Consider the following 24418-nt stretch of genomic DNA (forward strand, 5'->3'; position numbering starts at 1 on the left):
TATGAGCAAGCCACATCAATTGAAGCCACGCCAGTTGAAACTCGGCGCCATGGTCCACGGTGTCGGCCACGGCTGGGGCGAATGGCGCCACCCGCAGGCACAACCCAACGCCAGTACGAACTTTGGCTTCTACAAGCAGCAGACTGAACTGGCCGAAGCCGCCAAGTTCGACTTCGTGTTCATCGCTGACAGCCTGCACATCCACGCCAAATCCAGCCCGCATTACCTCAACCGTTTCGAGCCGCTGACGATCCTTTCAGCCCTGGCCGCACTGACCACCAATATCGGCCTGGTCGCCACCGTGACCGTCAGCTACACCGAGCCCTACCAGGTAGCGCGCCAGTTCTCGTCCCTGGACCACATCAGCGGCGGCCGCGCCGGCTGGAATGTGGTCACCTCATGGCTCAGCGGCACCGCCGACAACTTCGGCAAGGCCGAGCACCCGCCCCACGCCGTGCGCTACCGCATCGCCAAGGAACACCTGAATGTGGTGAAGGGCCTGTGGGATTCCTGGGAAGACGATGCCTTTGCCTACAACAAGCAAAGCGGCGAATTTTTCACCCCCAACAAGCTGCATGCGCTGAATCACAAGGGCGAGTTTTTCTCGGTCAAAGGCCCGCTGAACATTGCGCGCTCGCGCCAGGGCCAACCGGCGATTTTCCAGGCCGGCACCTCGGAGGACGGGCGTAATTTTGCCGCTGAACATTCGGATGCGATCTTTGTGCATGTGGAGAGTATTGAAGAAGGCCTGGCCTACACCCAGGACCTGAAACGCCGCGCCAAAGGCTTTGGCCGTGATGCGGGCAGCCTGTCGATCCTGCCGGGCATCCGCCCGATTGTCGGCCGCGATGCAGCCGAAGTGGAAAGCCGCTATCAGCAGGCCGTGGAGCTGGTCACCGTGGAAGATGCGATTGTCGCCCTCGGCCGCCCGTTCAATGACCATGACTTCAGCAAATACCCGCTGGATGAACCGTTTCCCGAACTTGGCGATCTGGGCTCCAACAGCCAGAAAGGCGGCTCCGACCGAATCAAGCAACTGGCCAAGGACGAAGGCCTGACCCTGCGCGAAGTGGCCCTGCGTTTCTCGCGGCCCAAGCGTGATTTTGTCGGCACCCCGGAGCAAGTCGCCGATGCGATCCAGACCTGGTTCGAGACCGGCGCCAGCGATGGTTTCATCATCAATTCGGTGCTGCCGGACGGCCTGCAGTACTTCGCCGAGCTGGTGGTACCGGTGCTGCAACAGCGCGGTCTGTTCCGTACCGAGTACACCGGCCATACCTTGCGCGACAACCTGGGCCTGGACGTACCGGCCAACCGCTACAGCGTCGCCGCCGAGGTCGAAGAGCAGCAGGAGGCGCTGGCATGAGCGGGTCCTCACAACCCTCGCTGCGCTCCGTGGAAGTCGCCCACTTCGAAGCCCTGCTCGAACGCCTCAGCGCCGAGCTGGCAAGCACCGCTCACCTGTACGACGAAAGCGGCGCCTTCCCCCACGACAACTTCAACTTGCTGCATGAACACGGCCTGGTCGCCCTCACTGTGCCCAAAAACCTGGGCGGCGGCGGTGCCAACCTGCCCCTGGCACGCAAGGCGATCAGCGCGATCGCCAGGGGTGAGCCGTCCACCGCGCTGATCCTGGTGATGCAGTACCTGCAACACACGCGCTTGCAAGACAGCAAGACCTGGCCCCAACCCCTGCGCGAGCAAGTCGCCGAAGACGCAGTGCGCAACGGCGCGCTGATCAATGCCCTGCGGGTGGAGCCCGACCTCGGCACCCCGGCCCGTGGCGGCTTGCCCGCGACTATCGCCGTGCGTACCGCCGAAGGCTGGCGCATCAGCGGGCGCAAGATCTACTCCACCGGCAGTCACGGTCTGAGCTGGTTCAGCGTGTGGGCGCGCAGCGACGCCGCCGACCCGCTGGTGGGCGCCTGGCTGGTGCCCAAGGATAGCCCCGGCGTGAGCATCATCGACACCTGGGACCACCTGGGCATGCGCGCCACCTGCAGCCATGAAGTGGTGCTCGACAACGTGCTGGTGCCCCTGGACCACGCCGTCAGCGTCAGCCCCTGGAGCGCGCCGCAGCCGGAGCTGGAGGGTGATGGCTTCCTGTGGATGTCGGTGCTGCTGTCGTCGGTGTACGACGCCGTGGCCCACGCCGCACGGGACTGGCTGGTGAACTGGCTGGAGGAGCGCAAGCCATCCAACCTCGGTGCCGCGTTGTCGACCTTGCCGCGCTTCCAGGAAACCGTCGGCCATATCGACACCCTGCTGTTCGCCAATCGCAGCCTGCTCGACGCCGCAGCCGAAGGGCACACGCCGGCGGCCAACGCGGCGCAGTTGAAGTACCTGGTGACCGGCAATGCGATCCGCGCGGTCGAGCTGGCAATCGAAGCCTCGGGCAACCCCGGGCTGTCGCGCCATAGCCCGCTGCAACGCCACTACCGCGACGTGCTCTGCAGTCGCGTCCACACCCCACAGAACGACGCCGTGCTGCAAGGCGTCGGTCGAGCGGTCTTCGCCCAACGTGAAAAGGAACGCACATGAGCCAGGTGATTATCGCCAGCCAGTTGGACGAAGCGTTCAACGCCGTGATCCGTGAGCGCCTGGCCTCGATCCACCCTGAGGCCCAGGTGATCGGTGTGCCGGTCGGCGTGCCCAGCGACCTGCCGCCCCAAGCCAATATCCTGCTGCTGCGTCCGATCAACGTGCGCGGCTACACCGCCCCGGACACCCCGCCACCGGGCTGGCCCTATGGCGCGCAGTGGGTGCATTTGGTGTCGTCGGGCATCGACTTCTACCCGCAATGGCTGTTCAACGGCCCGCCGGTGACCACCTCGCGGGGCAGCGCAGCCGACAACCTGGCCGAGTTCGCCCTGGCGGCGATCTTTGCCGCGTCCAAGCATTTGCCGGATATCTGGGTGAAGGATTCGCAGTGGAATTTCACTGCCCTAAGACCGCTGAAGGGCACCACGCTGGGCATCCTCGGGTTTGGCGCGATTGGCGAAAGCCTGGCGCACAAGGCCCTGGCGCTGGGGATCAAGGTGGTGGCGTTGCGCCAAAGCACGGCGCCCTTTGATCTGGAAGGCGTCGAGGCTGCCCGGGATATCCACGATCTGTTCGCCCGCGCCGACCATCTGGTGCTGGCCGCGCCGCTGACCGAGGCTACGCGGCATATCGTCGACCGTAATGTACTGGGCAGCGCCAAGCCGGGGCTGCATCTGATCAACATCGCGCGCGGTGGTTTGCTGGATCAGGAGGCGCTGCTGGAAGCCTTGGACAACGGTCAAATCGGCCTCGCCTCGCTCGACGTGACAGAGCCGGAACCGCTGCCGGATGGGCATGCCTTGTACAGCCATCCGCGCGTACGGTTGTCGCCGCATACCTCGGCGATTTCGACCAACAGCAAGCAGGAGATTGCGGATACGTTTCTGGCAAACCTGGAGCGTTACCTGGGCAACCTGGAACTCCACAACCGCGCAAACTGATCGTTCCCAGGCGGCATTCCTTTGCTGCGCGTGGGAACGATCGATCGCAGAGCCTGGGAACGATCAATCTCACTTGATGCGGTAGTGGAAGGTATTGCGCACCGCCGGCACGGCGACGGCCTTGCCTTCGACGATCCTCGGCTGGTAGCGAAAGGTATTCGCCGCCGCCAGTGACGGGCGGATGAACAGTGGGTGGCAGCCATCCAGCACCTTGGGGTTTTCCACGCGACCCTGGGTGTTGACGGTGTACTCCACCGAGCAGTCGCCTTCGATGTTCTTGTCCAGGGCGCGCTCGGGGTAATCCGGCGCCTCCTTGCTCAGAGGCTGGTATTGGCGGCTGTCGAACGCAGGCGCTGGAGCGGGTGTGGCGACCCGCGCTTTTTCGGCGGCCAGACGCTGCTGGTCCAGGCGTTGCTGCTCCAGTTCACGGTTTTGCTGCTCGGTCGCCAACCGTTGTTGTTCGACCTTCTTCTCTTCGACTCGCTTGCGCGCCAAGGCGGATTTCTCCAGCTTTTGCGCCTGAATCTGCGGGTCGACGGAGGGTTTCACTGGCACAGGCAAGGTGACAGGCACAGGCGGCGCTGCGACGGCCACCGGCTCAGGCACGGGAGCAGGCGCAGGAGCAGGAGCAGGAGCAGGCGGCATCATCACCAATTGGGTATGCATCACCCGAGGCGCTTCAACCACCGGTTTCTCCGGTGCCCAGCCCAGTATCAGCGCAGCCAATACTCCAACATGCAACGCCACCGCCAGGCTGGCGGCGAAGCTGTTTCTCCAAAACCCGGACGTAGCCCCGGTCGCCATCGTCAATGTCGGACTGTGCATGATCATCGCCGTCATTGCGGGGCCTCGGTCACCAGCCCCAGGTTGCTGACCCCGCCCTTCTGCAACACCGCCATCGCCGCAACCACGCGGCCGTAGCCGGCGTTATCGTCGGCACGGATGTAAACCTGGGTGTCACTGCGCGCCGCCACCACCTGCATGACCTTGGCGCCCATTTCATCCAGGGTTACGGCGCTGTCGGTCTGGTGTTGGGTATCGAGCTCACCGCCGAGGTTCCAGTAATAACCGCCATCAGCCTTCACCGACAGCGTGAGAATCTGCTGGCGGGTATCGGTGGCCAGCGCCTCGGCGGCGACCTTGGGCAGTTCGATCTTCACGCCCTGGGTCAGCATCGGCGCGGTGACCATGAAGATCACCAGCAGCACCAGCATCACGTCGATATACGGCACCACGTTCATTTCGGCCTTGGGACCGTGCTTGCGTTGCGGCCTGGTTAACATTGGCTTGCTCCTGTTCAGGCGGCTGCGGCCAGGTTGATCGGCGTACCGCGCAGGGTGCGATGCAGGCGCACTTGCAGTTCATTGCCGAAGGCGTAATAGCGGGTGAGCAAGGTTTGGCTGCGTGCAGCAAAGCGGTTGTAGGCGATCACCGCCGGGATGGCCGCGAACAGGCCGATGGCCGTGGCGATCAACGCTTCGGCGATACCCGGCGCAACCGTCGACAGCGTGGCCTGCTGCACCTGGGACAGCCCAAGGAAGGAATTCATGATGCCCCACACGGTGCCGAACAAGCCGATATACGGGCTGACCGAACCCACTGTCGCGAGAAATTGCAGGCCCTTTTCCAGCTCGACTTCCTGCTCGCTGATCGCCACCTGCAAGGCCCGCTCAACCCCTTCCAGCACCGCCGGATCATGGTTGTGCAGATGCTGGAATTCCTGCACCCCGGCGATAAAGATCGGCGCAATACCGCCCTCGCCTGCCTGCTGTGCTTCGCGGTACAGCGCCTGCACATCCGGTGCCGTACGAAAGCGCTGCACGAAGGCGTTCATCTGCCGTTCCAGCCGTCGCAGCGCGCTGCCGCGCTGAATAATCAGGTACCAACTGAGCAAGGACGCCAGCAGCAAGGTAACCATTACGGCCTTGACCAACAGGCTGGCGTCACTGATCAAGCCCCAGATCGTCATATGTTCCATCGTCGCGTGCATGGTGAACTCCCTATCCGTTTTAAAGTGCAGTGATTAAAAAGTGATGACCGGGTGATGACGGCTCACGGCAATTTCAACGCGCGGGTGACATCGGCCCAGGGCACGAACTTGAAGTTCTGGGTTTGCTCGGGCATGCGCTTGCGGCCGTCCTGCACCACCAGCATGCCTGTGCTCCACGGCCCGCCGAGGTTGATGGCGGTGACTTCGAGGCCGTCGGTTTCCGAGGCGCCATCGATCCCCGCCGCGGCGTTCAAGCCCACGCGGAAGGCGCCATGGGTGGCAAACGGGGGTTCGGCATCCACCACCAGATAGCTGTCATTGCCTTGGCTTGAGATCACCAGATAATCACGACCACTGCTCTGGTACAGCGCTAGGCCCTCGACATCCGCCTGCAGTTGCGGGCCGACCTTGATCACACTGGTGAGCGTTGCCGGCTGGTCGGCACGGGCGTCCACCGCCCACACGCCCACGTCTTCCTCGCCGATAAACAGGCGCTGACGCTGGTCGTCGGCCACACAGCCTTCGGGTTGGCTGTCGACCTTGAACTGGCGCACCAGCTCACCCTGCACGCGGCCGTCCGGGGCGCTCAGGCGGTATTGCAGGAAGGTGCCGTCCTTGCCGTTGGCGATCGCATAGATCTCGCCGCTGGCCGGCTGAAACAGGCAGATGCCATAGATTTCCTTGAGCGGCGTGGGCACTTCACCGGCTTCTCGCAACTCGCCGCTCTGACGGTCGATGCTGAACAGGCTGAGGCTGTTGTGATCGCGATTGCTCGCCACGGCCAGGTCGACAGTCTGCTGGCCGAGCTTGAAATTAGGGCGCACATCCACGTTGTTGAGGCGACCCACCGCCAGTTCCTGCAACAGCTTGCCGTCAAGGTCGTAGGCCAACAGCCCCTGTTTTTTGTTGGTGCCGAGCACACGGCTTTTCGCCGGTTGTTGGGGGTGAATCCAGATGGCGGGATCGTCCGCCGCATCGCCTTGGCGCCCGACCGGGTCGCTTTGGCGCAGGGCGGCGACTTCCGGCAGCACCGGGTCCGCCGGCACAGGCTGGGCCTGCCAGTTAAGGTTGCCCTCATACAGCTTGCCGGTGTCGTCATCGCGCACCAGCACTTGGCGGCCGTTGATGCTCAGCTGTTCCGGCTCTTTCAAGCCCGGCAGGGACAGGCTCGATTGCTCCACCCAGCGCGGCCCGGTGCGCTGGAACAGATGCAATTGCGCGGTCTTAGGATCAAGCGCGACCACACCACCCGGCACCAGTGCCATGGCACCGGCTTCGCGCTTGGGATTGTCGAACACCGCCACGGGTGTGCGCTTCACATCGGCTTCCGGGTGCGCCGGGTAGGCCCACCAACCCACGTTTTCTTCATTCACCACCAGTTGATTGGCCGCGTCATCCACCTGACAGAACTGCGCGGAAGGCGGCAGTGGCAAGCCGCGTACACGCTGGGGTTCGGTCAACAACGTGGAACCATTGCCCACCAGCCATTGCTCGCCCTTGCCCTCATCGCCCACCAGGAACACAAACAGGTTGGCCGCCGAATCGCGGTACAGGCACAGGCCATTGACGGGGTACTCGCGGGTTGGCAGGTACAGCGGCGTGCCCCAGCGTTTTGCGGCGGGATCCAGGTTGATCAGCAGCGCCTGTTGCCGGTTGTTGTCGAGGCTGGCGACCAGCACCTGGGTACCGGCGGCGCGGGTATCGAGGCTGCTGAAATTGCCTTTGAAGCGGGCCAGTTCAGCGCCTTTGTTGTCGAGCAGCAGCAGGCCGTCGCGAGTGCTGGCGGCCAAGCGTTCGGGGCCGTTGGGCAGGAAGGCCACGGCTTCGGCATTCAGGCTCGGCGCCCAGGGCGTCAGGGCCAGGTCGGTGGCGAGCGCATGACCACTGGTGACCAGCGCGATCAGCAGGTACAGCTTGGAAATTCTCATGAACAGTCAAAATCCTTATTAAGCAACTCCGCACCCTTGTAGGCGGCGGCTTGCCGGCGATTGGCCCATGAGGACGCTATCGCCGGCAAACCGGCCTCTACAGGGGGCGGTGGTGTTTATTAGAAATGGGTAAAGGTCAGGCCCAGCTTGTAGGTCGGGCCGTATTCTTCGTATTGGCCGTTGTAGCTGCGGTTGCCGGTGTAGACGAAGTACGACTCATCGGTGAGGTTCTGGGCCTCGAAGCTGACTTTCAGGTTTTTGGTCAGCGCGTAGCGCGCGCTGAAATCGACGAAGGTCTGCGCATCGACGTGCAGGTCGTGCGCCTTGTCGTTGATCGACGCCAACTCATACAGGTAGGCCGACTTGTAGTTGGCCGACAGGCGCAGGCTCAGCTTGTCGTCTTCCCAGCCGAACATCAGGTTGCCGACGGTGTCCGACTGGTTCGGCAGGCTGATGTTGCGCTTGCGGTGGGTACCGCTGGCGGTGTCGAAGCCTTCGATATCCGCACTGGAGCGGCTGAAGGTGCTGTTGGCGCCGATCAGCAGGCCATTCCACGGCGCAGGCAGCCAGTCGAACTTCTGTGAATAGGCCAGTTCCAGGCCATAGAGTTTGGCGCTGTCACCGTTGGCGAAGGTGTGCGCCTCGGCGAAGTTGGTCCAGGCGCCGGTGCCGGCCACGTCGGTGTTGTAGACGAAGTTCTTGATGTCTTTGTAGAACACGAACGCCGACACAGTGCCGGCGCGGCCCATGAAGTGCTCGATGCCCAGGTCGAGGTTGCTCGATTCCAGGGGCTTGAGGTCCGGGTTGCCGAAGGTCGCTTCGTCATCGTCGATCACAAAGCCCGGCGCCAGTTGGCCAAAGGTCGGGCGCACCACGGATTTGGTCCAGGCCGCGCGCACCTGGGTGTTCTTGTTGATCTGGTAGCGCGCATGCAGGCCCGGCAGCCAGTGGTGATAACGGCGCTTGGTCTCGGTGGCGGTGAACTGGCCGTCGGTGGCGCCGGTGCCCTTGGCTTCGAACTCGGTGCCTTCGTAGCGCATGCCCGCAATGAAACGCCAGTCGTCGATATCGATGGTGTTCATCAGGTAGCCGGCGTTGATGTCTTCGCGAATGGTGAAGTCGTTGACCCGGGATTCGGTCTCGTCATAGAAGTCATCGCGGTTGAGGCCGCCGATCAGCTGCTTGATATTGCCCGCGCTGATGCCTGGGCCATAGCGGCCGAGGCGGTAGTCGACGCTGCCTTTCTGGAACTGTGTGAGGTTGAGTTGTTGATCGGTGAAGCCCAGGTCGTCGAAGTCCTTGTACACCCAGGCTTCCAGGTCGTTGTCTTTATTGCGGCGGCTGACCTTGCCGCCAAACTTGACCTGGGATGCGTAGCCGCTCAGGTCGTAGTCGCGGGCCAGGTCCAGGCGCAGGTTTTTCTCGGTGTCCTTGGTGTTCTGTTTTTCCCAGTCGACCTTGTCCAGGGTGAAGTTGGACGGGTCATAGAAACTTTCGTCGACGATGGGCCGTGGCTTGCCATTGTCGTAGAAACCGCTGTTGGCAAAGTCGCCGCCGTCGAAAGTGGCCCCGGCGATATGTGCCGGGCTGTCTTCGCTGGAGCGGCTGTAGCCGGCCTGGCCGCTGAGGGTCCAGAGGCCGAGCATGCGTTCGCCGCCGAACACGTAGGACTGGATTTCCTGGGTCTCTTCGCGCTGCTTGAGCTTGCGTTTGCCCTCGGCATCGCCCAACTCACCGGCAGCCTGCGGGTCGGCGAACTCGAGGCTGGCGGCGTTGCGGGTTTCGCTGTCTTTGTAGCGGCAGTAGAGGGTGCGCAGGTAGTAGCTGCTGAGGTCGTCGGGCTTGTAGTCGAAGTTCAAACCACCACCGGCGCGCTCGCGACTGATGTCGTAGTCGCGCTGCTCGAACTCGTTGAGCTTGGCGCCCTGGCTGAAGTCCCAGGCGCCGCCGGTTTCGACGTTGTCCGAGCCGAAATCACGCTTCTGCCAACTCAGCGCGGCGGCCACGCCGAAGTTGTCGATGCCGTCGCCGAGGCTGAAACGGTTGCTGGCGGCGCCGGAGAATTTCGGGCTGGTCTGGCTTGTGTTCTTGTCGTAGCTGGCTTCGGTGCTGCCGGTGTAGAACAGGCCTTTGTGGTCGAATGCCGACAGGCTCTTCACGTCGACGGTGCCGCCGAGGGAGTTGGCGTCCATGTCCGGGGTCAGGGTCTTGATCACTGACAGCGACTGCACCAGCTCCGAAGGCAGCACATCGAGGGCCACGGCGCGACGTTCGCTCTCGGGCGACGGCACCAGCGTGCCGTTGATGGTCACGCTATTGAGGTCCGGGCCCAGGCCGCGCACGCTGACAAACCGCCCTTCGCCCTGGTCACGCTCGACGCTGATCCCCGGCAAGCGCTGCGCCGCTTCGGCGACGTTTTGATCCGGCAACTGGGCCACGCCGTCGGCATGCACCACGCTCTTGATGCTGTCGGAGGAACGCTGCTCCTTGAGGGCCTTGTCGATGGCGGCAGCCTGACCGACCACTTGGACGTGCTCGGTAGTGGCCGCGTCGGCTGCATTGAGCCGCTCGCTGGCCATCGCCAGGGCCAAGGCGGTAAGCGTAAAGCTGACGAGCCCGGTGCGCTTGTACATGAAATCCTCCCCAAGAGTCCGTTGGCGCCAGGCAAGGGGCCCGGCAACTGGGAGGGCAAGCTAGGGGTGGGGGATGACGGTTCTGTGACAGGGTGCGGTGCAAAGGCCCGTAAACCAGGGGTTTCGGCTGAGTCCGGACTGTGAATGAGCTGAAATGACCTCAACAGATTTCATGTTGAAGGGGGTTTGCTCCCGATAGCGCTGGGTCAGCCATCTATTTTCCACTGATCCATCGCAATCGGGAGCAAGCCCCCTCCCACACTTTTTGATTTGCGGTGTCTATCCGGTGAGCTGATCCGACCCTCCCGCACCGTCATCCAACCGTCACATCCATCTGCTGTGCTGACGCCCATCGCTCACTCGCCCAAGGACTCGCGGTCATGTTTTCCGTGCTCAAACCCCACCGCTGGAAACTCGCGCTGCTGCTGATCGCGGCCAACCTCGGCCTGCTGTTGCACCTGGCCTGCGGCGAGTTGAAGAGCGTCAGCGAATGGGTGTGGCTGGATATCTTCGGTGAAGGCGGTTCTGCCCTGCTCGCCCTGGTCTGGCTGGGCCTGGTGCTGAAAAGTCGCCCCGCCGGGCGCGTCACCAACTACCTGGCACTGGGCCTGTCGTGCATCTTTTTCTCCTGGTGGATCGACAGCCTCGACGAGTTCATTCGCCTGCCCGACAGCATCACCTGGGACCACTGGCTGGAATCCGGGCCGATGCCGGTGGGCATGATCCTGCTGACCATCGGCATCTACCACTGGCACCACGAACAACTGGCGATCAGCGCGCAAATGGAGAAACGTGAACGGCTGTTTCGCGAGCACCGGCTGTTCGACAAACTCACGCCCCTGGCCGGCGCCGACTACCTCAAGCGCCAATTGGCCGACAGCCTTCAAGACAGCCTCGACCAGCAACAACCGCTGTCGCTGCTGGCCCTCGACCTGGACAACTTCGCAGCCATCAACCAGGCCTACGGCCACGCCGAGGGCGATGCGGTGCTGCAGGCGCTGAGCCATTTGCTGCTGCTCAACCTGCGCCGTCAGGACCTGTTGTGTCGCCTGGCCGGCGACCGGTTTGTGGTGCTGTTGCCCAACACTGGCGAGCGCCAGGCCCAGATCCTGGCGCTGGAGTTGCAACAGGCAGTCCACGGCCTGGCTCACAAAACCAGGCAACAAGGCGAACGCCTGCAATTGGCAGCGACCACAGCAGTGGTCATGGCGCTTGAAGAGCCGCCGCAGGACCTGCTCAAGCGCCTGAACCTGGCACTGGCCAGGGCCAAGCAACCCCTCGCGAAAAGCGCCTGAGATGGCCGTTAAAACCAACGGGTATGAAGTGGACAGCCGCTTCATCCCGGGGCACTACCAACCCGCTACGCTGATCGACCTGGCCTTGTCCCGCGATATCGACAGCCATCGCCTGCTGCGTGGCACCGGGCTGTTTCACGAAGATATCCTGGCTGGCAACGCCCGCCTGAGCCCGCAGCAGTTTCTCGCCTTGATCGGCAACAGTCGCAAGCTGTTGGACGCCGACGACAGCAGTTTTCTGTTTGGGCAGCGGCTATTGCCCGGCTATTACGGCGCCGCCAGCCACGCCCTGGGCCATGCGCAGAACCTGCACCAGGCCCTGGAAATCCTGGTCCAGCAACAGGTGCTGCTCAGCCCGTTGGTCACGCTGCAACTGGAACTGGACGAGCACCACGCCTACCTGTACTGGCGGGATAGCTGTGGCGCCGGCGAGCATTGGCGCTTCCTGCTGGAAGCCAGCATGACCTCGCTGGTTGCCATGAGCCAGTGGCTCAGCGGCCAGCGTCTGCCGTGGGTATGCAGTTTCAGCCATGCCGAGCCGCGCTATGTAGAGCAATACTGGGTGCACCTGGGCGAGCACACGCGCTTCGAGCGACCGCTGGACATGATGTGCCTGCCACGGGAACACCTCGCCACGACCTGGCCCGGCGCCTCGGCTACGGCGGGTCAGGTCGCGCGCCAGCAAGCCCGTGAACAGATCGAACAGCTGGGGTTCTGCACCAGCTTTCTCGACGTTCTCTACGACTACCTGCGCGAACAGGTGCGCCAGCCGCCAAGCCTGGAACAGGCGGCCCAGGCTTTCGGCATGAGCCCGGCGACCCTCAAGCGCAAATTGCACAAGCACGACACCGGTTTCCAGCAACAGGTGGACCGGGTGCGCAAGCAGGTGGCGTTGCACCTGTATCAGGTCAAGGGCTTCAGCAACGATGAGGTGGCGACGTACCTGAACTTCAACGATGCAGCGAACTTTCGCCGCTCGTTCAAGCGCTGGACCGGCAGTACGCCCAATCTGATCCGCCGGTTGCTGTCATAGCCTTAAGTTCATCAGCCGCACATAACCAGGCGCCAGGCCGAATACCTCGACACCTTGCAAATTCGATTGCCCGGTGGTCACGACAATCCGCTGGGCGGGCTGCCCAGGCTGCGCGCGATACTCCACCAACGTGGCGTCGCCCTCGCGCATCAGCGCTGCCGGCGGCACGACCAGCGCCTGATCATTGCGGTAGGTAGCGATGCTCAATCGCGCGCTCATCCCCAGGCGCACGCGTTGCAGTTGTTCAGGGGTCAACGCCTGGATGGACAAACTCACGGCAAACGTGGCGCTGCCGCCCGAGCCCTCTGGCGTGCTGCCCTGGCTGTTGACCGCCAGCACTGAACCACTCAAGCGCTCTCCTTCGAAGCCGTCACCGGTGACTTCAACGGCTTGGCCGGCACGCAATTGATTGACGTCCAGCTCGGACACGGAAGCCACCACCTTCAACTGCCCGCTATCGGCCAGGCCGAACAAAGGCTGACCGGTGGCCACCCGGCTGCCATCCTGCACGTTGGCCGTTATGCCAGCCTCGGCATCCCGCGCGATCCCCGACGGTACCACCACGCCGTGGAACGGCGCGCGTATATCACCGCCCTCCAACTGCTTGCGCAAGGCCTCGTACCTCACGGTGGCATTGGTCAATTCCATTTCGGCAATCTGTCGGTACGCGCCCGCGCCCTGCTCCAGCACCTGGCGCAATTCATCCTGGGCCGCGGTCAGTTCATTGCGTTGCATCTGCACTTGCTGCTTCAAGTCATCCAGCTCGTTGCGCGCGATGATGCCGCGCTCATACAGGCGGCTACTTTCTTCCAGCCGATGGCCCAGGTTACTCACCAGTGTCTGCGCGGCGCGTACGGCTCGCCGCGCACGCGCCACTGGCGCGCCAGTGTGCCAATCGTTGAACACCTGAACTTCCCGCTGCGCCTTGAGTTGCAGGGCCAGGGCCTCACGCACCTGGATCTCGATCAGGGTCGAGTCCAGGGTCAGTAACGTCTGCCCTGCGGCAACCTGCTGGCCCTCGTGGGCCAGGCGTTGCAACACATTGCCGTCGAAGGGCGCTGTCAAAATCACGGTGCGGTACGGTTCGATCTGCCCCACCAACGACACGTACCGCACCAGCGGTTCAGGTTGCACAGCATGCCAATGCTCATCGCCAGCCGGCTTCGCCGAAGGCCGTGCCAGGCATGCACCCAGGCCAGCCAGGCCGACCAGGAGCGACAATGCAACGAGCCAGCGACGGTATTTTTTAATGATCATTCAAAGCGATCTCCCAACTTTCCAGCGTCATGCCAAGGGTCAATTCCAGGCGTGTCTGGGCATTCAAATAGGCAATCAGCGCGTCGAGCCGAGCACTTTGTGCGTTGCGCAAATCCCCTTCAAAGCTGATGACCTGGAAGTTGCTGGAACGCCCTGCGCCGAGTTTTTCCTGCTCGATATCCAGCTTGCGCCGGGACAGCTCCTCCGCTCGCTGGGCTATCTGGTACTGCCGCCATAGGGTGCCCAGCTCTCGCACCACAGTGGTGACATCGCTTTCCAGCGCCTAGCCTGCATCCGCCTCATCGATGGCCTGGCGCTCCACGGCAACCCGCGCCTGCACCTCGGCCTGACGGGTACTGCGGTCTCCCAACGGAATTTCCAGCTGTACTCCGCCGTAGCGATCCCAGCGCCGGCCGGAGCCGACACCATTGTCATAACGATCGGTGACCTGAGTGGCGCCGGCCACCAGTGATACGTCCCAACGTGCCTGGTCCTTGGCGATCACCAGGTTCAACCCGGCCTGTTGGGCTTGAAGCAAGGTCGACAGGTATTCGGGTTGCTGCACCTGCGCCAGGCGCAACGCGTGCTGACGGTCGATGGTGAGCTGCGAGGCCTCCAGCACTTCGGTGGCGCGCACCGGCAGGGACAGGTCAAGGGCCAACAGCCGCAACAACGACAGGCGACTGTTGGCCAATTGGTTGTGCGCCTCTTCCACCCCCAGTTCCTGGGCTGCGATATCGGCCTCGGTCTGCACCGCGTCGAAGGCGGCCATGCGGCCCGCCTTGATCAGCGCCTGATTCACCGCCAGCAACGACCGGGCACGCTCAAGGGCTTGCTGCACAATCGTCAGTTGCTCCTGGGCGCGAAGCAGTTCGCGGTAAGTGCTGATGATCTCGACGATGGTGCGCGACACGCTGGCCTTGAGGTTCAACCGCTCGGCCTGTTCGGCAATCCGCGCCAGGCGCACCGGCGCGGTGGTGACGTCGCGCCCGGCACCGCGCAGCAATGGCTGGATTACAGCGAGGTCAAGGCCATCCCGACGCAGCCCCGGGGCGTGCAAGCCGCTGCTCATCTGCCGGGTCCAGCCAAGGCTCACACGCGTGCCGTATTCGCCCAGCAAACTCGCGGCGGGCGCGACATCGACATTGCGGGTGCGGTCCTCGCTGCCATGGGTATCGCGGTAGGTGCTTTTGAGCACCAGTTTGGGCCGGAAAGTATCCTCGGCCACGCGCAGATCAAACTTTTGCGCGATCCGTTGCAGGTAGGCACTGCGAATACTCGGGTTGTTGCGCAAGCCCAGGTAGATGGCATCGCCGAGGGACAGGCGGGTGATCTGCGCATTCAGCGATACGCTGTTGTGCCGGGCCATGCTCGGGGCAGACGCTTGCAATGTGGCATACCCCGCAGGGCTGAACACACACAGCGCCAACACCAGCAGGCCGCGTCGTTTACTCTTCACGCAGCGCCTCCACCGGTTGCAGTCGAGCTGCCGCCATCGCCGGGTACAAGCCGAAAAACAGTCCCACCAACAGTGTGCTACCCATGCCGAGCACCAGCGATGACACGGCGAAGGAAAAACGCCAGCCCGACAGCAGCGAGTAACCCCAGGCAAACACCCCGCCCAGCACCGCACCGAGTAGCGCGCCAATGGCGGTCAAGGCGAGGGCTTCGAGCAGGAACAGATAGCGAATGTCACGACGCCGTGCGCCCAGGGCCATGCGTACACCGATCTCACGTTTGCGCTGGGCGATGTTCATCACCATCACGTTCATCACGCCTACGCCACCTGCCACCAGCGACACGCCCGCCAGCGCCATAAGCAGGTAGCTGAAGGTGCGACTCTGCCGGGTCATACCCTCGATCATTTGTTGCGCGATCAGAATATTCACGTCCTGACCGCCATGCAGATGCGCGATCGCCTGGCGCACGGCAGACGCGAGCAACGGCATGTCCTGATCCGCTGCAGCGCGCATCACCACTTCCCCCATACCCGCGCGACCGTCGAGCCGGGCCATGCCGGGCAACGGCACAAACAACGACGCACTGGCGCGGATCGGCATCAGCAGGCCATCGGGCTGGTCCTGCAAAATACCCAGCACCTGATACAGGTAATTGTTGACGCGCACCTGATCACCGACCTGCAAAGGCACGCCGCCCGCCGACAGCTCTTGCGCCAACTGGTGCCCCACCACTGCAAAGGTGGCGAGCTGGTCGAAGTCCGAAAAGAAACGCCCCTCGCGCAACGTCAACCGCATGGCGTCCGCCAGTGCAGCGTGGCTGCCAACAAGCGACGCGTGCACCGCCTGCCCACGAAAGACCAGCGACACGCTGGCCTGTGCGATAGGCGCAATGCTGCGCAGCTGGGGCAACATCTCGTGCAGTCGAACCGTGTCCAGCGCCCGCGGTTGTTCGCTGAAACGCAACACCAGGGTATCAACCCCCATCCCTTTGAACAGGGCTTCGGCTTCGCTTGCGGCGTTGTTGCCGATATTGATCAGCGCAATCACCGACGCACTGCCCATGACAATCCCGAGCAACGCCAGCAACGAGCGCTTGCCCAGCGTGCGCAGGCCGACCAACGCCTCACACAGCAGGTCCGCCGGGCGCTGTACTTGCAGCGCGCTCATGACGCGAACGCCTGCACCCGTCCACCTTCAACGTGAATTTGCCGCTGCAGGTGCCGGGCGATCGTGATGTCGTGCGTCACCACCACCAGCGTGGTGTGGTATTCCCGATTGAGTGAGAGCAGCAGGTCCATGATGTCGCTGGCCGTACCAGTGTCGAGGCTGCCAGTGGGTTCATCGGCAAGGATCAACGCCGGCTCACCGATCAGGGCCCGGGCAATGGCCACGCGCTGGCGCTGGCCGCCCGACAAATCGGCAGGATGGTGTGCCGCGCGGTCGGCAAGCCCAACCTGCACCAGCCGGACCATCGCCCGCTCGCGGGCCTCGTTGCGTGCCACGCCGCGATAGGTCAAGGGCAAGGCGACGTTGTCCAGCGCGGTCAGGCGCGGCATCAGGTTGAAGTTCTGGAACACAAAACCGATATGTCGGTTGCGCAGCGCCGCCAACTGGTCGGGGCACGCCGTGCAGATGTCCTGACCGGCAAACCGGTGCTGCCCGCTGTCGGGAGCGGACAGCAGGCCGAGGATGGCGAGCAAGGTACTTTTGCCTGAGCCAGAGGCGCCGAGAATCGCGCAGCTTTCGCCGGCATGAACGGTCAGGCATACATCGTTGAGCACAGACAGGGTTTGCCCGGCATGTTGATAGCGCTTGGTGATGCCGCGCAGAGAAATCAAGGGCTCGGAATTACACACTGCCAATACCAGAGTAAGTTGTAGTGCACACACAAAGAGGCCCCCGCCCATTGTTTAAACAGGCGGAAACTTGCGTATTAATTAGATAGCAAGGTTTTGAGTGCAGCTTGGGTCTGAACCTGACTTATCGAACGTAAACTTTATGCGCAGATTGTTGACCATATTGCTGGAGTAACTAGACACCGCCATATTCACGTTATTCCAAGTCCCATCCTGCTTCAGGTTATCGGCGGAGTAGTCAGAATCAAAGTAAAAACCTTGACCGGTCGCGTGCATTTCAAAGTTGGCCTTGTTGCCCCCTTGCTGGCCACCGGACTTACTGATCCTCACATGCGGGACACTGACAACCTTTCTGCCATTGGAATAGGTTTTGAGGGTGCCCGAGATATAACCCGTAAACCCTTTACCGCCGGACGTGTCTACACCGCAGTGCCATTGCAGCGTACGGGTGCTCACCAGAGTGCCTCCAGTAACAATAGCGTTGGCCTGCATCGAGAAACCCGCCAGCGATGCGCAGATCAGGAAGGGAGCAACAACTTTCTTAAACATATACTTATCCGCTTATGTTTGCAGTAATGGGCTCCGCCCGCGCTACGTTTGATTAAGCAGCACGTCGGAGGCCACGCAACATATCCATCTCGAACAAGTCTTCATGTAAGTCTTTTCCAGGAGGTCCGGGAAAAAGTCCTATACAGCCTTTTTCACAGCGCCAATTGCTCTCGCAGAAACGTAATCAACGCCTGCACCGGTCGCGAACTCTGTCGGTGCTGGGGGTAAACCGCCGACAACGTCAGGGCTTCGGGGGCGAAGTCCTCCAGCACGGTGAGCAGGCGACCGTCCTTCAAGGCGTCGGCGACGATAAACGTCGGCAGGTAGGTGACGCCCAGGCCCGCGATGGCCGTATCACGCAGCAGCTCGCCGTTGTTCACGCGCATGCGCCCGCTGACATTCAGCGCCTGCAACTTGCCTTTGAAGCGCCACTGCACCTGGCGGCCATGACCGTAGGGCAGGCAGTCGTGGTCGGCCAGGTCTTCAGGTTTCAACGGTGTGCCGCGTTCGGCCAAGTACGCGGGGCTGGCGCAGTACACGCGTTGCACGCTAGCGATACGCCGCGCGATCAGGGTGGAGTCCTCCAGGGTCCCGATACGCAGTACCAGGTCGTAGCCTTCGCCGATCAGGTCCACGGGGCGGTCGCTCAGGTCGACCTCCACGGAGACATGCGGATGGCGTTGCAGAAACTGCGGCAACAGGCAGCCCAGGTGAGCCATGGCAAACGACAACGGCGCACTCAGGCGCAGGGTGCCGCGCGGTTCGCTGTTCTGGCCGGCGATGCCCTGCTCCACTTGCTCGACATCACTGAGCAGGCGCAAGGCGGATTCGTAGTAACTCTGCCCCAGGGGCGTGACATCCAGGCGGCGCGTGGAGCGGTTGAGCAGGCGAACGCCCAAGCGGTCTTCGAGCTGGATCAGGCGGCGGCTGACAAATTGCTTGGACAGGCCCAGTTGCTCGGCGGCGGCGGTAAAGCTGCCGGATTCCATGACCTGGCAAAACAGGCGCATGTCTTCGAAGGGGTTCATTGTCGCTTCTCGGTGGACATTTTGCTGTTTTATAGCCGGTCTGTAACACCACCACAACAGATGATCGTTCCCACGCGCAGCAAAGGAATGCATCCCGTGACGCTCTGCGTCACCCCTGCGTAGGACTTGAGTGCTGCACCCGCAGCGGGACGCGGAGCGTCCGAGGCGGCATTCCCACGCAGAACGTGGGAACGATCAGGCAGGAGCGTTACTTGGCGGTGAACGCCGAGTAGCTGTTCATCAGGTTGCGGTAGTTGGGGATGCGCGGCGACAGCAGGTTGGCCAGGCCTTCCATGTCGTTGCGCCAGTCCACTTGCAGCTCACAGGCCACGGAGAACCAGTTCACCAGTTGCGCACCGGCGGCCGTCATACGCGCCCAGGCGGCTTGTTGCACCGTTTCGTTGAAGGTGCCGGAGGCGTCGGTGACCACGAACACCTCGAAGCCTTCGTCGAGGGCGCACAGGGTCGGGAACGCTACGCACACATCCGTTACCACCCCGGCAATGATGATCTGCTTGCGGCCGGTCGCCTTGACTGCCTTGACAAAGTCTTCGTTGTCCCAGGCGTTGATCTGACCAGGGCGCGGGATGTACGGCGCGTCCGGGAACAGTGCTTTGAGCTCTGGAACCAGTGGACCGTTAGGACCGCTTTCAAAACTGGTGGTGAGGATGGTCGGCAGTTTGAAGAACTTCGCCACGTCGGCCAGGGCCAGCACGTTGTTCTTGAATTCGTTGGGGGAAAAATCCTGCACCAGCGAGATCAGGCCAGTCTGGTGATCCACCAACAGCACGACGGCGTCGTCTTTGTTCAAGCGCTTGTAAGTCATGGGGTAACTCCTGATTTGGGTGTGTTAAAAGGCAAAGCACGAGCAGCCAAACGCGCCCCAGAAACCCTGGAAGTCGCTGACCGGCGCGCTGGACAGCCGCGCCTTCTCATGGCTGTGGGAATGCACGCCACACGGGCCGCTGCATTGGTGAACCTGAGCCTGCAAAGGTGAAGTCGGGCGCCAGTGGCCCGGCACCTTGACCACCGGCGACCAGTCCGGCAGCACCGGCACGCGCGGCGGTGCGAAATCTTCGAAGTCGCCGGCGCCGTACACCACCTTGCCGCCGACCACGGTCAGTACCGATTCAATCCACTTGATGGCTTCTTCATCGACGCTGAAAAAGTCCGCCGACAACGCGGCGACGTCCGCCAGTTGGCCGACCTTGATCTGGCCCTTCTTGCCCTGCTCCGACGAGAACCAGGCGCTGCCGTGGGTGAACAGTTCCAGCGCGGTGAGGCGCGGCAGGCCTTCGGCGTGCAGTTCCAGACCGCCGACGGTGCGGCCGCTGACCATCCAGTACAGCGAAGTCCATGGGTTGTAGCTCGACACCCGCGTGGCATCGGTACCCGCGCCGACCGGCACGCCTTCGGCGAGCATGCGCTTGATCGGCGGCGTGGCTTCGGCGGCCTTGGCGCCATAGCGCTCAACGAAGTACTCGCCCTGGAACGCCATGCGGTCCTGGATCGCGATACCGCCGCCGAGGGCCCGCACGCGCTCGATGTTTTTCGGGGTGATGGTCTCGGCATGGTCGAAGAACCACGGCAAGCCATTGAACGGGATGTCGCGGTTGACCTTCTCGAACACGTCAAGCATGCGCGAGATGGATTCGTCATAGGTGGCGTGCAGGCGGAACGGCCAGCGCTGCTCCACGAGGTGACGGACCACCGGCTCCAGTTCCTGTTCCATGGTCAGCGGCAGGTCGGGACGCGGTTCGAGGAAGTCTTCGAAGTCGGCCGCCGAGAACACCAGCATTTCGCCGGCGCCGTTGTGGCGCAGGTAGTCGTCGCCCTGGTGCAGGGTGACGCTGCCGGTCCAGTGCTTGAAGTCGCTGAGTTCTTCCTTGGGCTTCTGGGTGAACAGGTTGTAGGCGATGCGCACCGTCAACTGTTCATCCTTGGCCAACTGCTCGATCACCGCGTAGTCATCGGGGTAGTTCTGGAAACCGCCGCCGGCATCGATGGCGCTGGTGAGGCCCAGGCGATTGAGTTCACGCATGAACTGGCGGGTCGAGTTGACCTGGTACTCCAGCGGCAGTTTCGGACCTTTGGCGAGGGTCGAATACAGGATCATCGCGTTGGGCCGCGCCACCAGCATGCCGGTGGGGTTGAGCAAGGCGCGGTCGTACAGGTGCAGCACGAACACCGGGGTGTCCGGCGCGGCCTGGTTGAGCTCTTCCAGGGTGGGCATGCGTTTTTCGGCGAACTGGAATTCGTTCCAGCCACCGACCACGCGCACCCATTGCGGTGTCGGGGTGCGGTCGGCCTGGTCCTTGAGCATGCGCAAGGCATCGGCCAGGGACGGCACGCCTTCCCAGCGCAGTTCGAGGTTGTAGTTCAGCCCACCACGGATCAGGTGCAGGTGCGAGTCGTTGAGGCCGGGGATCACGGTGCGGCCCTTGAGGTCGATGACCTGCGTAGCGCTGCCGCGCAGGGCCATGGCTTCACCGTCGGTGCCGACGGCAACGAAGCGGCCCTGGTGGATGGCGACGGCGGTAGCACGCGGGTTTTCGCGGTCCACGGTGTGGAACTGGCCATTGAACAGAATCAGATCGGCGTTCATAGGGTTTCCTTTACAGAGGCTTCAAGCCAGGGAGCAAACAGGCGGGTGGCCGCCGGCATCAGCAGGTACACCACCAGCACGACAATGGTCACGGTGACCAGGAAGGTGGCGACCACGTAGTTGGACAGGAACGGGTGCAGGCCCAGGATCGGCCCCCAGACGATGGGCACCAGCAAGGTCAGCGGCAGGATCACAAACAGGGTCACCACCGCCTGCTTCCAGCGCGGCGGCTTGGCGGCGTCGTCCGTCTGCGGCGCGAACCAGAATTCGTTGACGCCGCCGATTTCGGTCTTGTCGCCGTCGGCCAACATCGGCGCGGCTTCGGCGATCAGGTCTTTGCGTTCAGGGGAGTCGAGCCATTGCTCAAGCGCGTCGGTGGAGCGGTAGCGCAACACGCAGGTGAACAGCGCCAGGCCGCCCTGCTTGCCGCGTACCACGTCGACGCCAAGGTGGCCGGGACGTTCGCCGGCAATGCGCACGATGCGCCGCAGCCACGCTTCGTAGTCGGCGTCGAGGCCTTTTTTGATGAGGTGTTTGACGACCAGGGTGACGACTTCGTCGGGGCCGTTCTTGGGTGTCGGGTGCATGGTGTCTTCCCCCCGGGAAAGCTGAGCGATGGGAGGAAGTGTGGTGCTAACGGGGTCGGGAAAATTGAATGTACGTGCTGTCTATGACCCGTTCAAACCGAGAGGTACCGACTGATAGTGGCCTCGTCCACCCGGTCGCGGGTTTCCTCGATCACGAACCGGCCCTTCTCGATCACCAGGAAACGGTCGGCAATTTCAAGGGTGAACGACAGCACCTGCTCCGACACCACGATGGTCAGGTCGCGCAGGTTGCGAATTTCCTTCAGCGTGCGCGCAATGTCCTTGATGATCGACGGCTGGATGCCCTCGGTCGGCTCATCGAGCAACAACACCTTGGGGTTGGTCGCCAACGCGCGGGCAATCGCCAATTGCTGTTGCTGCCCGCCGGACAGGTTGCCGCCCTTGCGCGACTGCATGTCGTAGAGCACCGGGAACAGCGCATACAAATCCTCCGGCACCTTGCCCCGTGCCGACGCCGGCAGGCCGGTCTGGATATTTTCCAGCACGCTCATGCTCGGAAAAATCATGCGGCCCTGGGGCACATAGGCAATGCCCCGCTCGACCCGCTCGTGGGTTTCCAGCGCCGACACATCGTGCCCGTCCACGCTCACCTGGCCTTTCCACTGCGGCAGGATGCCCATCAGGCTCTTGAACAGAGTGGTCTTGCCCATGCCATTGCGGCCCATCACCGCGACGATCTCGCGCTTGGCGACGTTCAGGTCCAGGTCGTGGAGGATCTGGCTCTGCCCGTAGCCGCAGGACAACTGGTCGATCTTGAACATGCCGGACTCCTCAGTGGCCCAAATACACTTCGATGACTTTCGGATTGCTTTGCACCGACTCCATGCTGCCCTCGGCCAGCACCTTGCCCTGATGCAGCACCGTGACTTTATGCGCGATGCTTTTGACGAATTCCATGTCGTGCTCGATCACCAGCACCGAACGGCCCTGGCTGATGCGGTTAAGCAGCTCGGCAGTTTGCGCGCGCTCGTTGACGCTCATGCCCGCCACCGGCTCGTCGAGCATCAGCAGCTCGGGGTCTTGCATCAGCAGCATGCCGATCTCCAGCCACTGCTTTTGCCCGTGGGACAGCAGGTCGGCCTGTTGTTGCAGCAAGTCGCCGAGGAAAATCTCACGCGCCACCTCTTCCACCCGTGCAATCACCTGGGCGCTGCGCTTGAAAAACAGCGCGCCCCACACCTTGCGGCCCGCCGGGTAGGACATCTCGAGGTTCTCGAACACCGTGAGGTTTTCGTAGATCGACGGGTTCTGGAATTTACGCCCGACACCCGCGCGCACAATGTTGTACTCGCGCATCTTGGTCAGTTCCTGCCCGTCGAACTGGATGCTGCCGCTGGTGGCGCGGGTCTTGCCGCAGATCAGGTCGAGCACCGTGGTCTTGCCGGCGCCGTTGGGGCCGATCACCACGCGCACTTCGTTGCGGTCGATATACAGGTTGAGGTTGTCGACCGCCTTGAAGCCGTCGAACGACACGGTGAGGCCTTCGATGGCCAGCACCGGTTTTTTCATTTCAAAGCCGACGGCGGTCATGGTTGTGTCTCCAGGATCTTGGTTTCAGCTTTTGGTGTGACCGGCGCTATCTCGGCTTTCGGCGCGGGTTTGCGCCGCAACAATTTTGCCAGCGCCTGGCGCCCGTGGCTGTCCCACAAGCCCGCCAGGCCGTTGGGAAAATACATGACCACGGCGATAAACAGCCCGCCCATCAGGTACAGCCACAACTCGGGGAAGGACTCGGAAAAGTAGGTCTTGCCGTAGTTCACCAGCAGCGCGCCATACACCGCGCCGAGCAGCGACATGCGCCCGCCCACAGCCGCGAAGATCACCATTTCGATTGACGGCACGATGCCGACGAAGGACGGCGACATAAAGCCCACCTGCAAGGCAAACATCGCCCCGCCAATCGCCGAAAACGCCGCCGCCACGCAGAATACGAAGATCTTGAAGCTGGCCACGTCATACCCGGAAAAGCGCACGCGTTCTTCCTTGTCGCGCATGGCCATGAGCAACCGGCCGAGCTTGGACGCGAGGATAAACCGGCCGATAAAGATGCAGCCAAACAGCAACCCGGCGCTGATGAAGTACAGGATCATTTTCGCGCTGTCGGTGCGCAGGTCCCAGCCGAGCAGGGTCTTGAGGTCGGTGATGCCGTTGACGCCGCCGGTGAGGCCTTGCTGGCCGACGATCAGCACGGTGAGGATCAGCGCAATCGCCTGGGTGACGATGGAGAAATACACATCGCCCACGCGCCGCTTGAACAACGCGATGCCGATGATGAATGCCAACAGCACCGGCACCGCAATCACCGCAAATACGGTAAAAGTGAAACTGTGAAACGGCTGCCACAGCCAGGGCAACTCGGTGATCTGGTTCCAGTCCATAAAGTCCGGGATGCCGGGAGTGGACTGGATTTTTGTGCTCTGCGGGTCCGAGGCCTCCAGCTTGAGGAACATCGCCATGCAGTAGCCGCCGACGCCAAAAAACACGCCCTGCCCCAGGCTGAGAATGCCGCCATAACCCCAGCACAGCACCAGGCCCACGGCGACGAACGCGTAGGTCAGGTACTTGCCGACCATGTTCAGGCGAAACGCATCCAGGGTCAGCGGGAAGACCACAAGGATCAACACCGCCAGCAGCATGATGCCGATCAGGTTTTGCTGGCCGCCCAGCAGCTTGTCTAAAGCCTTCATCTGCTCG

The 24418-nt window shown here is 62.6% G+C and carries 21 protein-coding genes and 1 pseudogene; 5 read left to right on the plus strand and 17 right to left on the minus strand.

Features of this window, described 5'->3' with window-relative positions; translation table 11 throughout:
• The first annotated feature begins 1 nt into the window (after position 1).
• The 3 genes from ACR52_RS27670 to ACR52_RS27680 are packed head-to-tail and all read left to right on the plus strand — an operon-like array spanning position 2 to position 3482.
• Complete coding sequence (locus ACR52_RS27670) at positions 2–1366, plus strand: LLM class flavin-dependent oxidoreductase (protein ID WP_048731417.1); 1365 nt, start codon at positions 2–4, stop codon at positions 1364–1366.
• The gene (locus tag ACR52_RS27675; RefSeq protein ID WP_048731419.1) at positions 1363–2541 is read left to right on the plus strand and encodes an acyl-CoA dehydrogenase family protein; all 1179 of its coding nucleotides are present in this window, start codon (positions 1363–1365) and stop codon (positions 2539–2541) included. Before ACR52_RS27670 ends, ACR52_RS27675 begins: the two co-directional genes overlap by 4 nt.
• Positions 2538–3482, plus strand: a complete 945-nt coding sequence (locus tag ACR52_RS27680) for a D-isomer specific 2-hydroxyacid dehydrogenase family protein (RefSeq protein WP_048731422.1) — start codon at positions 2538–2540, stop codon at positions 3480–3482. The genes ACR52_RS27675 and ACR52_RS27680 overlap by 4 nt, the downstream gene beginning before the upstream one ends.
• A 69-nt stretch (positions 3483–3551) precedes the next feature.
• Here ACR52_RS27680 and ACR52_RS27685 read toward each other — a convergent pair whose 3' ends face one another.
• The 5 genes from ACR52_RS27685 to ACR52_RS27705 form a co-directional block, all read right to left on the minus strand.
• Entirely contained in the window at positions 3552–4322 is a 771-nt protein-coding gene (locus ACR52_RS27685; RefSeq protein WP_048731425.1) for an energy transducer TonB, read from the minus strand.
• Entirely contained in the window at positions 4319–4765 is a 447-nt protein-coding gene (gene tolR / locus ACR52_RS27690) for a protein TolR (RefSeq protein ID WP_048731426.1), read from the minus strand. Before tolR ends, ACR52_RS27685 begins: the two co-directional genes overlap by 4 nt.
• Before the next feature lie 14 nt (positions 4766–4779).
• Positions 4780–5472 carry a protein TolQ gene (tolQ, locus tag ACR52_RS27695; protein ID WP_048731428.1) on the minus strand — a complete coding sequence of 231 codons (693 nt, stop codon included), beginning with the start codon at positions 5470–5472 and terminating at the stop codon, positions 4780–4782.
• 62 nt (positions 5473–5534) lie between these two features.
• A complete protein-coding gene (locus ACR52_RS27700; RefSeq protein WP_048731430.1) occupies positions 5535–7400 on the minus strand; it encodes a phytase in 1866 nt (621 codons plus the stop codon).
• 119 nt (positions 7401–7519) lie between these two features.
• Complete coding sequence (locus tag ACR52_RS27705) at positions 7520–10033, minus strand: TonB-dependent receptor (RefSeq protein ID WP_048731432.1); 2514 nt, start codon at positions 10031–10033, stop codon at positions 7520–7522.
• 380 nt (positions 10034–10413) lie between these two features.
• On the opposite strand from ACR52_RS27705, the gene ACR52_RS27710 reads away from it, so the two are divergent.
• Positions 10414–11328 carry a GGDEF domain-containing protein gene (locus tag ACR52_RS27710; RefSeq protein WP_048731434.1) on the plus strand — a complete coding sequence of 305 codons (915 nt, stop codon included), beginning with the start codon at positions 10414–10416 and terminating at the stop codon, positions 11326–11328.
• A 1-nt stretch (position 11329) separates the two neighbouring features.
• Positions 11330–12361 carry an AraC family transcriptional regulator gene (locus tag ACR52_RS27715; RefSeq protein ID WP_048731436.1) on the plus strand — a complete coding sequence of 344 codons (1032 nt, stop codon included), beginning with the start codon at positions 11330–11332 and terminating at the stop codon, positions 12359–12361.
• Here the strand turns inward: ACR52_RS27715 and ACR52_RS27720 are convergent.
• The 12 genes and pseudogenes from ACR52_RS27720 to urtC all read right to left on the minus strand — a co-directional run bounded on the left by ACR52_RS27720 (position 12356) and on the right by urtC (position 24411).
• Positions 12356–13618 carry an efflux RND transporter periplasmic adaptor subunit gene (locus tag ACR52_RS27720; protein WP_048731438.1) on the minus strand — a complete coding sequence of 421 codons (1263 nt, stop codon included), beginning with the start codon at positions 13616–13618 and terminating at the stop codon, positions 12356–12358. The two genes, ACR52_RS27715 and ACR52_RS27720, sit on opposite strands and share 6 nt — an antisense overlap.
• Positions 13608–15056, minus strand: a pseudogene (locus ACR52_RS27725) (TolC family protein). The gene ACR52_RS27720 and the pseudogene ACR52_RS27725 overlap by 11 nt, the downstream one beginning before the upstream one ends.
• Before the next feature lie 10 nt (positions 15057–15066).
• Positions 15067–16245, minus strand: coding sequence for an ABC transporter permease (locus ACR52_RS27730; protein ID WP_048731439.1), 1179 nt, complete (start codon positions 16243–16245; stop codon positions 15067–15069).
• Positions 16242–16934 carry an ABC transporter ATP-binding protein gene (locus ACR52_RS27735; RefSeq protein ID WP_236692211.1) on the minus strand — a complete coding sequence of 231 codons (693 nt, stop codon included), beginning with the start codon at positions 16932–16934 and terminating at the stop codon, positions 16242–16244. The genes ACR52_RS27730 and ACR52_RS27735 overlap by 4 nt, the downstream gene beginning before the upstream one ends.
• Positions 16935–17015: 81 nt before the next feature.
• Positions 17016–17483 carry a hypothetical protein gene (locus tag ACR52_RS27740; protein WP_048731442.1) on the minus strand — a complete coding sequence of 156 codons (468 nt, stop codon included), beginning with the start codon at positions 17481–17483 and terminating at the stop codon, positions 17016–17018.
• A gap of 152 nt (positions 17484–17635) precedes the next feature.
• Entirely contained in the window at positions 17636–18511 is an 876-nt protein-coding gene (locus ACR52_RS27745; protein WP_048731444.1) for a LysR family transcriptional regulator, read from the minus strand.
• Positions 18512–18719: 208 nt separating this feature from the next.
• Positions 18720–19337, minus strand: a complete 618-nt coding sequence (gene ycaC, locus ACR52_RS27750; protein WP_048731446.1) for an isochorismate family cysteine hydrolase YcaC — start codon at positions 19335–19337, stop codon at positions 18720–18722.
• 24 nt (positions 19338–19361) lie between these two features.
• Entirely contained in the window at positions 19362–21116 is a 1755-nt protein-coding gene (locus tag ACR52_RS27755; protein ID WP_048731448.1) for an amidohydrolase, read from the minus strand.
• A complete protein-coding gene (locus tag ACR52_RS27760; protein ID WP_048731450.1) occupies positions 21113–21703 on the minus strand; it encodes an antibiotic biosynthesis monooxygenase in 591 nt (196 codons plus the stop codon). The genes ACR52_RS27755 and ACR52_RS27760 overlap by 4 nt, the downstream gene beginning before the upstream one ends.
• Positions 21704–21795: 92 nt before the next feature.
• A complete protein-coding gene (gene urtE / locus ACR52_RS27765; RefSeq protein WP_048731452.1) occupies positions 21796–22485 on the minus strand; it encodes an urea ABC transporter ATP-binding subunit UrtE in 690 nt (229 codons plus the stop codon).
• Between the two features lie 10 nt (positions 22486–22495).
• Complete coding sequence (gene urtD / locus ACR52_RS27770) at positions 22496–23254, minus strand: urea ABC transporter ATP-binding protein UrtD (RefSeq protein ID WP_048731454.1); 759 nt, start codon at positions 23252–23254, stop codon at positions 22496–22498.
• The gene (gene urtC, locus ACR52_RS27775) at positions 23251–24411 is read right to left on the minus strand and encodes an urea ABC transporter permease subunit UrtC (protein ID WP_048731456.1); all 1161 of its coding nucleotides are present in this window, start codon (positions 24409–24411) and stop codon (positions 23251–23253) included. The genes urtD and urtC overlap by 4 nt, the downstream gene beginning before the upstream one ends.
• Positions 24412–24418 lie beyond the last annotated feature (7 nt).

Source organism: Pseudomonas fildesensis, assembly GCF_001050345.1.
In the GTDB taxonomy this organism is placed as follows: domain Bacteria; phylum Pseudomonadota; class Gammaproteobacteria; order Pseudomonadales; family Pseudomonadaceae; genus Aquipseudomonas; species Aquipseudomonas fildesensis.

Coding starts and splice junctions, on each gene's coding strand:
- ACR52_RS27670 (WP_048731417.1), top strand. CDS start 2: ATGAGCAAGCCACATCAATTGAAGCCACGCCAGTTGAAACTCGGCGCC.
- ACR52_RS27675 (WP_048731419.1), top strand. CDS start 1,363: ATGAGCGGGTCCTCACAACCCTCGCTGCGCTCCGTGGAAGTCGCCCAC.
- ACR52_RS27680 (WP_048731422.1), top strand. CDS start 2,538: ATGAGCCAGGTGATTATCGCCAGCCAGTTGGACGAAGCGTTCAACGCC.
- ACR52_RS27685 (WP_048731425.1), bottom strand. CDS start 4,322: ATGACGGCGATGATCATGCACAGTCCGACATTGACGATGGCGACCGGG.
- tolR (WP_048731426.1), bottom strand. CDS start 4,765: ATGTTAACCAGGCCGCAACGCAAGCACGGTCCCAAGGCCGAAATGAAC.
- tolQ (WP_048731428.1), bottom strand. CDS start 5,472: ATGCACGCGACGATGGAACATATGACGATCTGGGGCTTGATCAGTGAC.
- ACR52_RS27700 (WP_048731430.1), bottom strand. CDS start 7,400: ATGAGAATTTCCAAGCTGTACCTGCTGATCGCGCTGGTCACCAGTGGT.
- ACR52_RS27705 (WP_048731432.1), bottom strand. CDS start 10,033: ATGTACAAGCGCACCGGGCTCGTCAGCTTTACGCTTACCGCCTTGGCC.
- ACR52_RS27710 (WP_048731434.1), top strand. CDS start 10,414: ATGTTTTCCGTGCTCAAACCCCACCGCTGGAAACTCGCGCTGCTGCTG.
- ACR52_RS27715 (WP_048731436.1), top strand. CDS start 11,330: ATGGCCGTTAAAACCAACGGGTATGAAGTGGACAGCCGCTTCATCCCG.
- ACR52_RS27720 (WP_048731438.1), bottom strand. CDS start 13,618: ATGATCATTAAAAAATACCGTCGCTGGCTCGTTGCATTGTCGCTCCTG.
- ACR52_RS27730 (WP_048731439.1), bottom strand. CDS start 16,245: ATGAGCGCGCTGCAAGTACAGCGCCCGGCGGACCTGCTGTGTGAGGCG.
- ACR52_RS27740 (WP_048731442.1), bottom strand. CDS start 17,483: ATGTTTAAGAAAGTTGTTGCTCCCTTCCTGATCTGCGCATCGCTGGCG.
- ACR52_RS27745 (WP_048731444.1), bottom strand. CDS start 18,511: ATGAACCCCTTCGAAGACATGCGCCTGTTTTGCCAGGTCATGGAATCC.
- ycaC (WP_048731446.1), bottom strand. CDS start 19,337: ATGACTTACAAGCGCTTGAACAAAGACGACGCCGTCGTGCTGTTGGTG.
- ACR52_RS27755 (WP_048731448.1), bottom strand. CDS start 21,116: ATGAACGCCGATCTGATTCTGTTCAATGGCCAGTTCCACACCGTGGAC.
- ACR52_RS27760 (WP_048731450.1), bottom strand. CDS start 21,703: ATGCACCCGACACCCAAGAACGGCCCCGACGAAGTCGTCACCCTGGTC.
- urtE (WP_048731452.1), bottom strand. CDS start 22,485: ATGTTCAAGATCGACCAGTTGTCCTGCGGCTACGGGCAGAGCCAGATC.
- urtD (WP_048731454.1), bottom strand. CDS start 23,254: ATGACCGCCGTCGGCTTTGAAATGAAAAAACCGGTGCTGGCCATCGAA.
- urtC (WP_048731456.1), bottom strand. CDS start 24,411: ATGAAGGCTTTAGACAAGCTGCTGGGCGGCCAGCAAAACCTGATCGGC.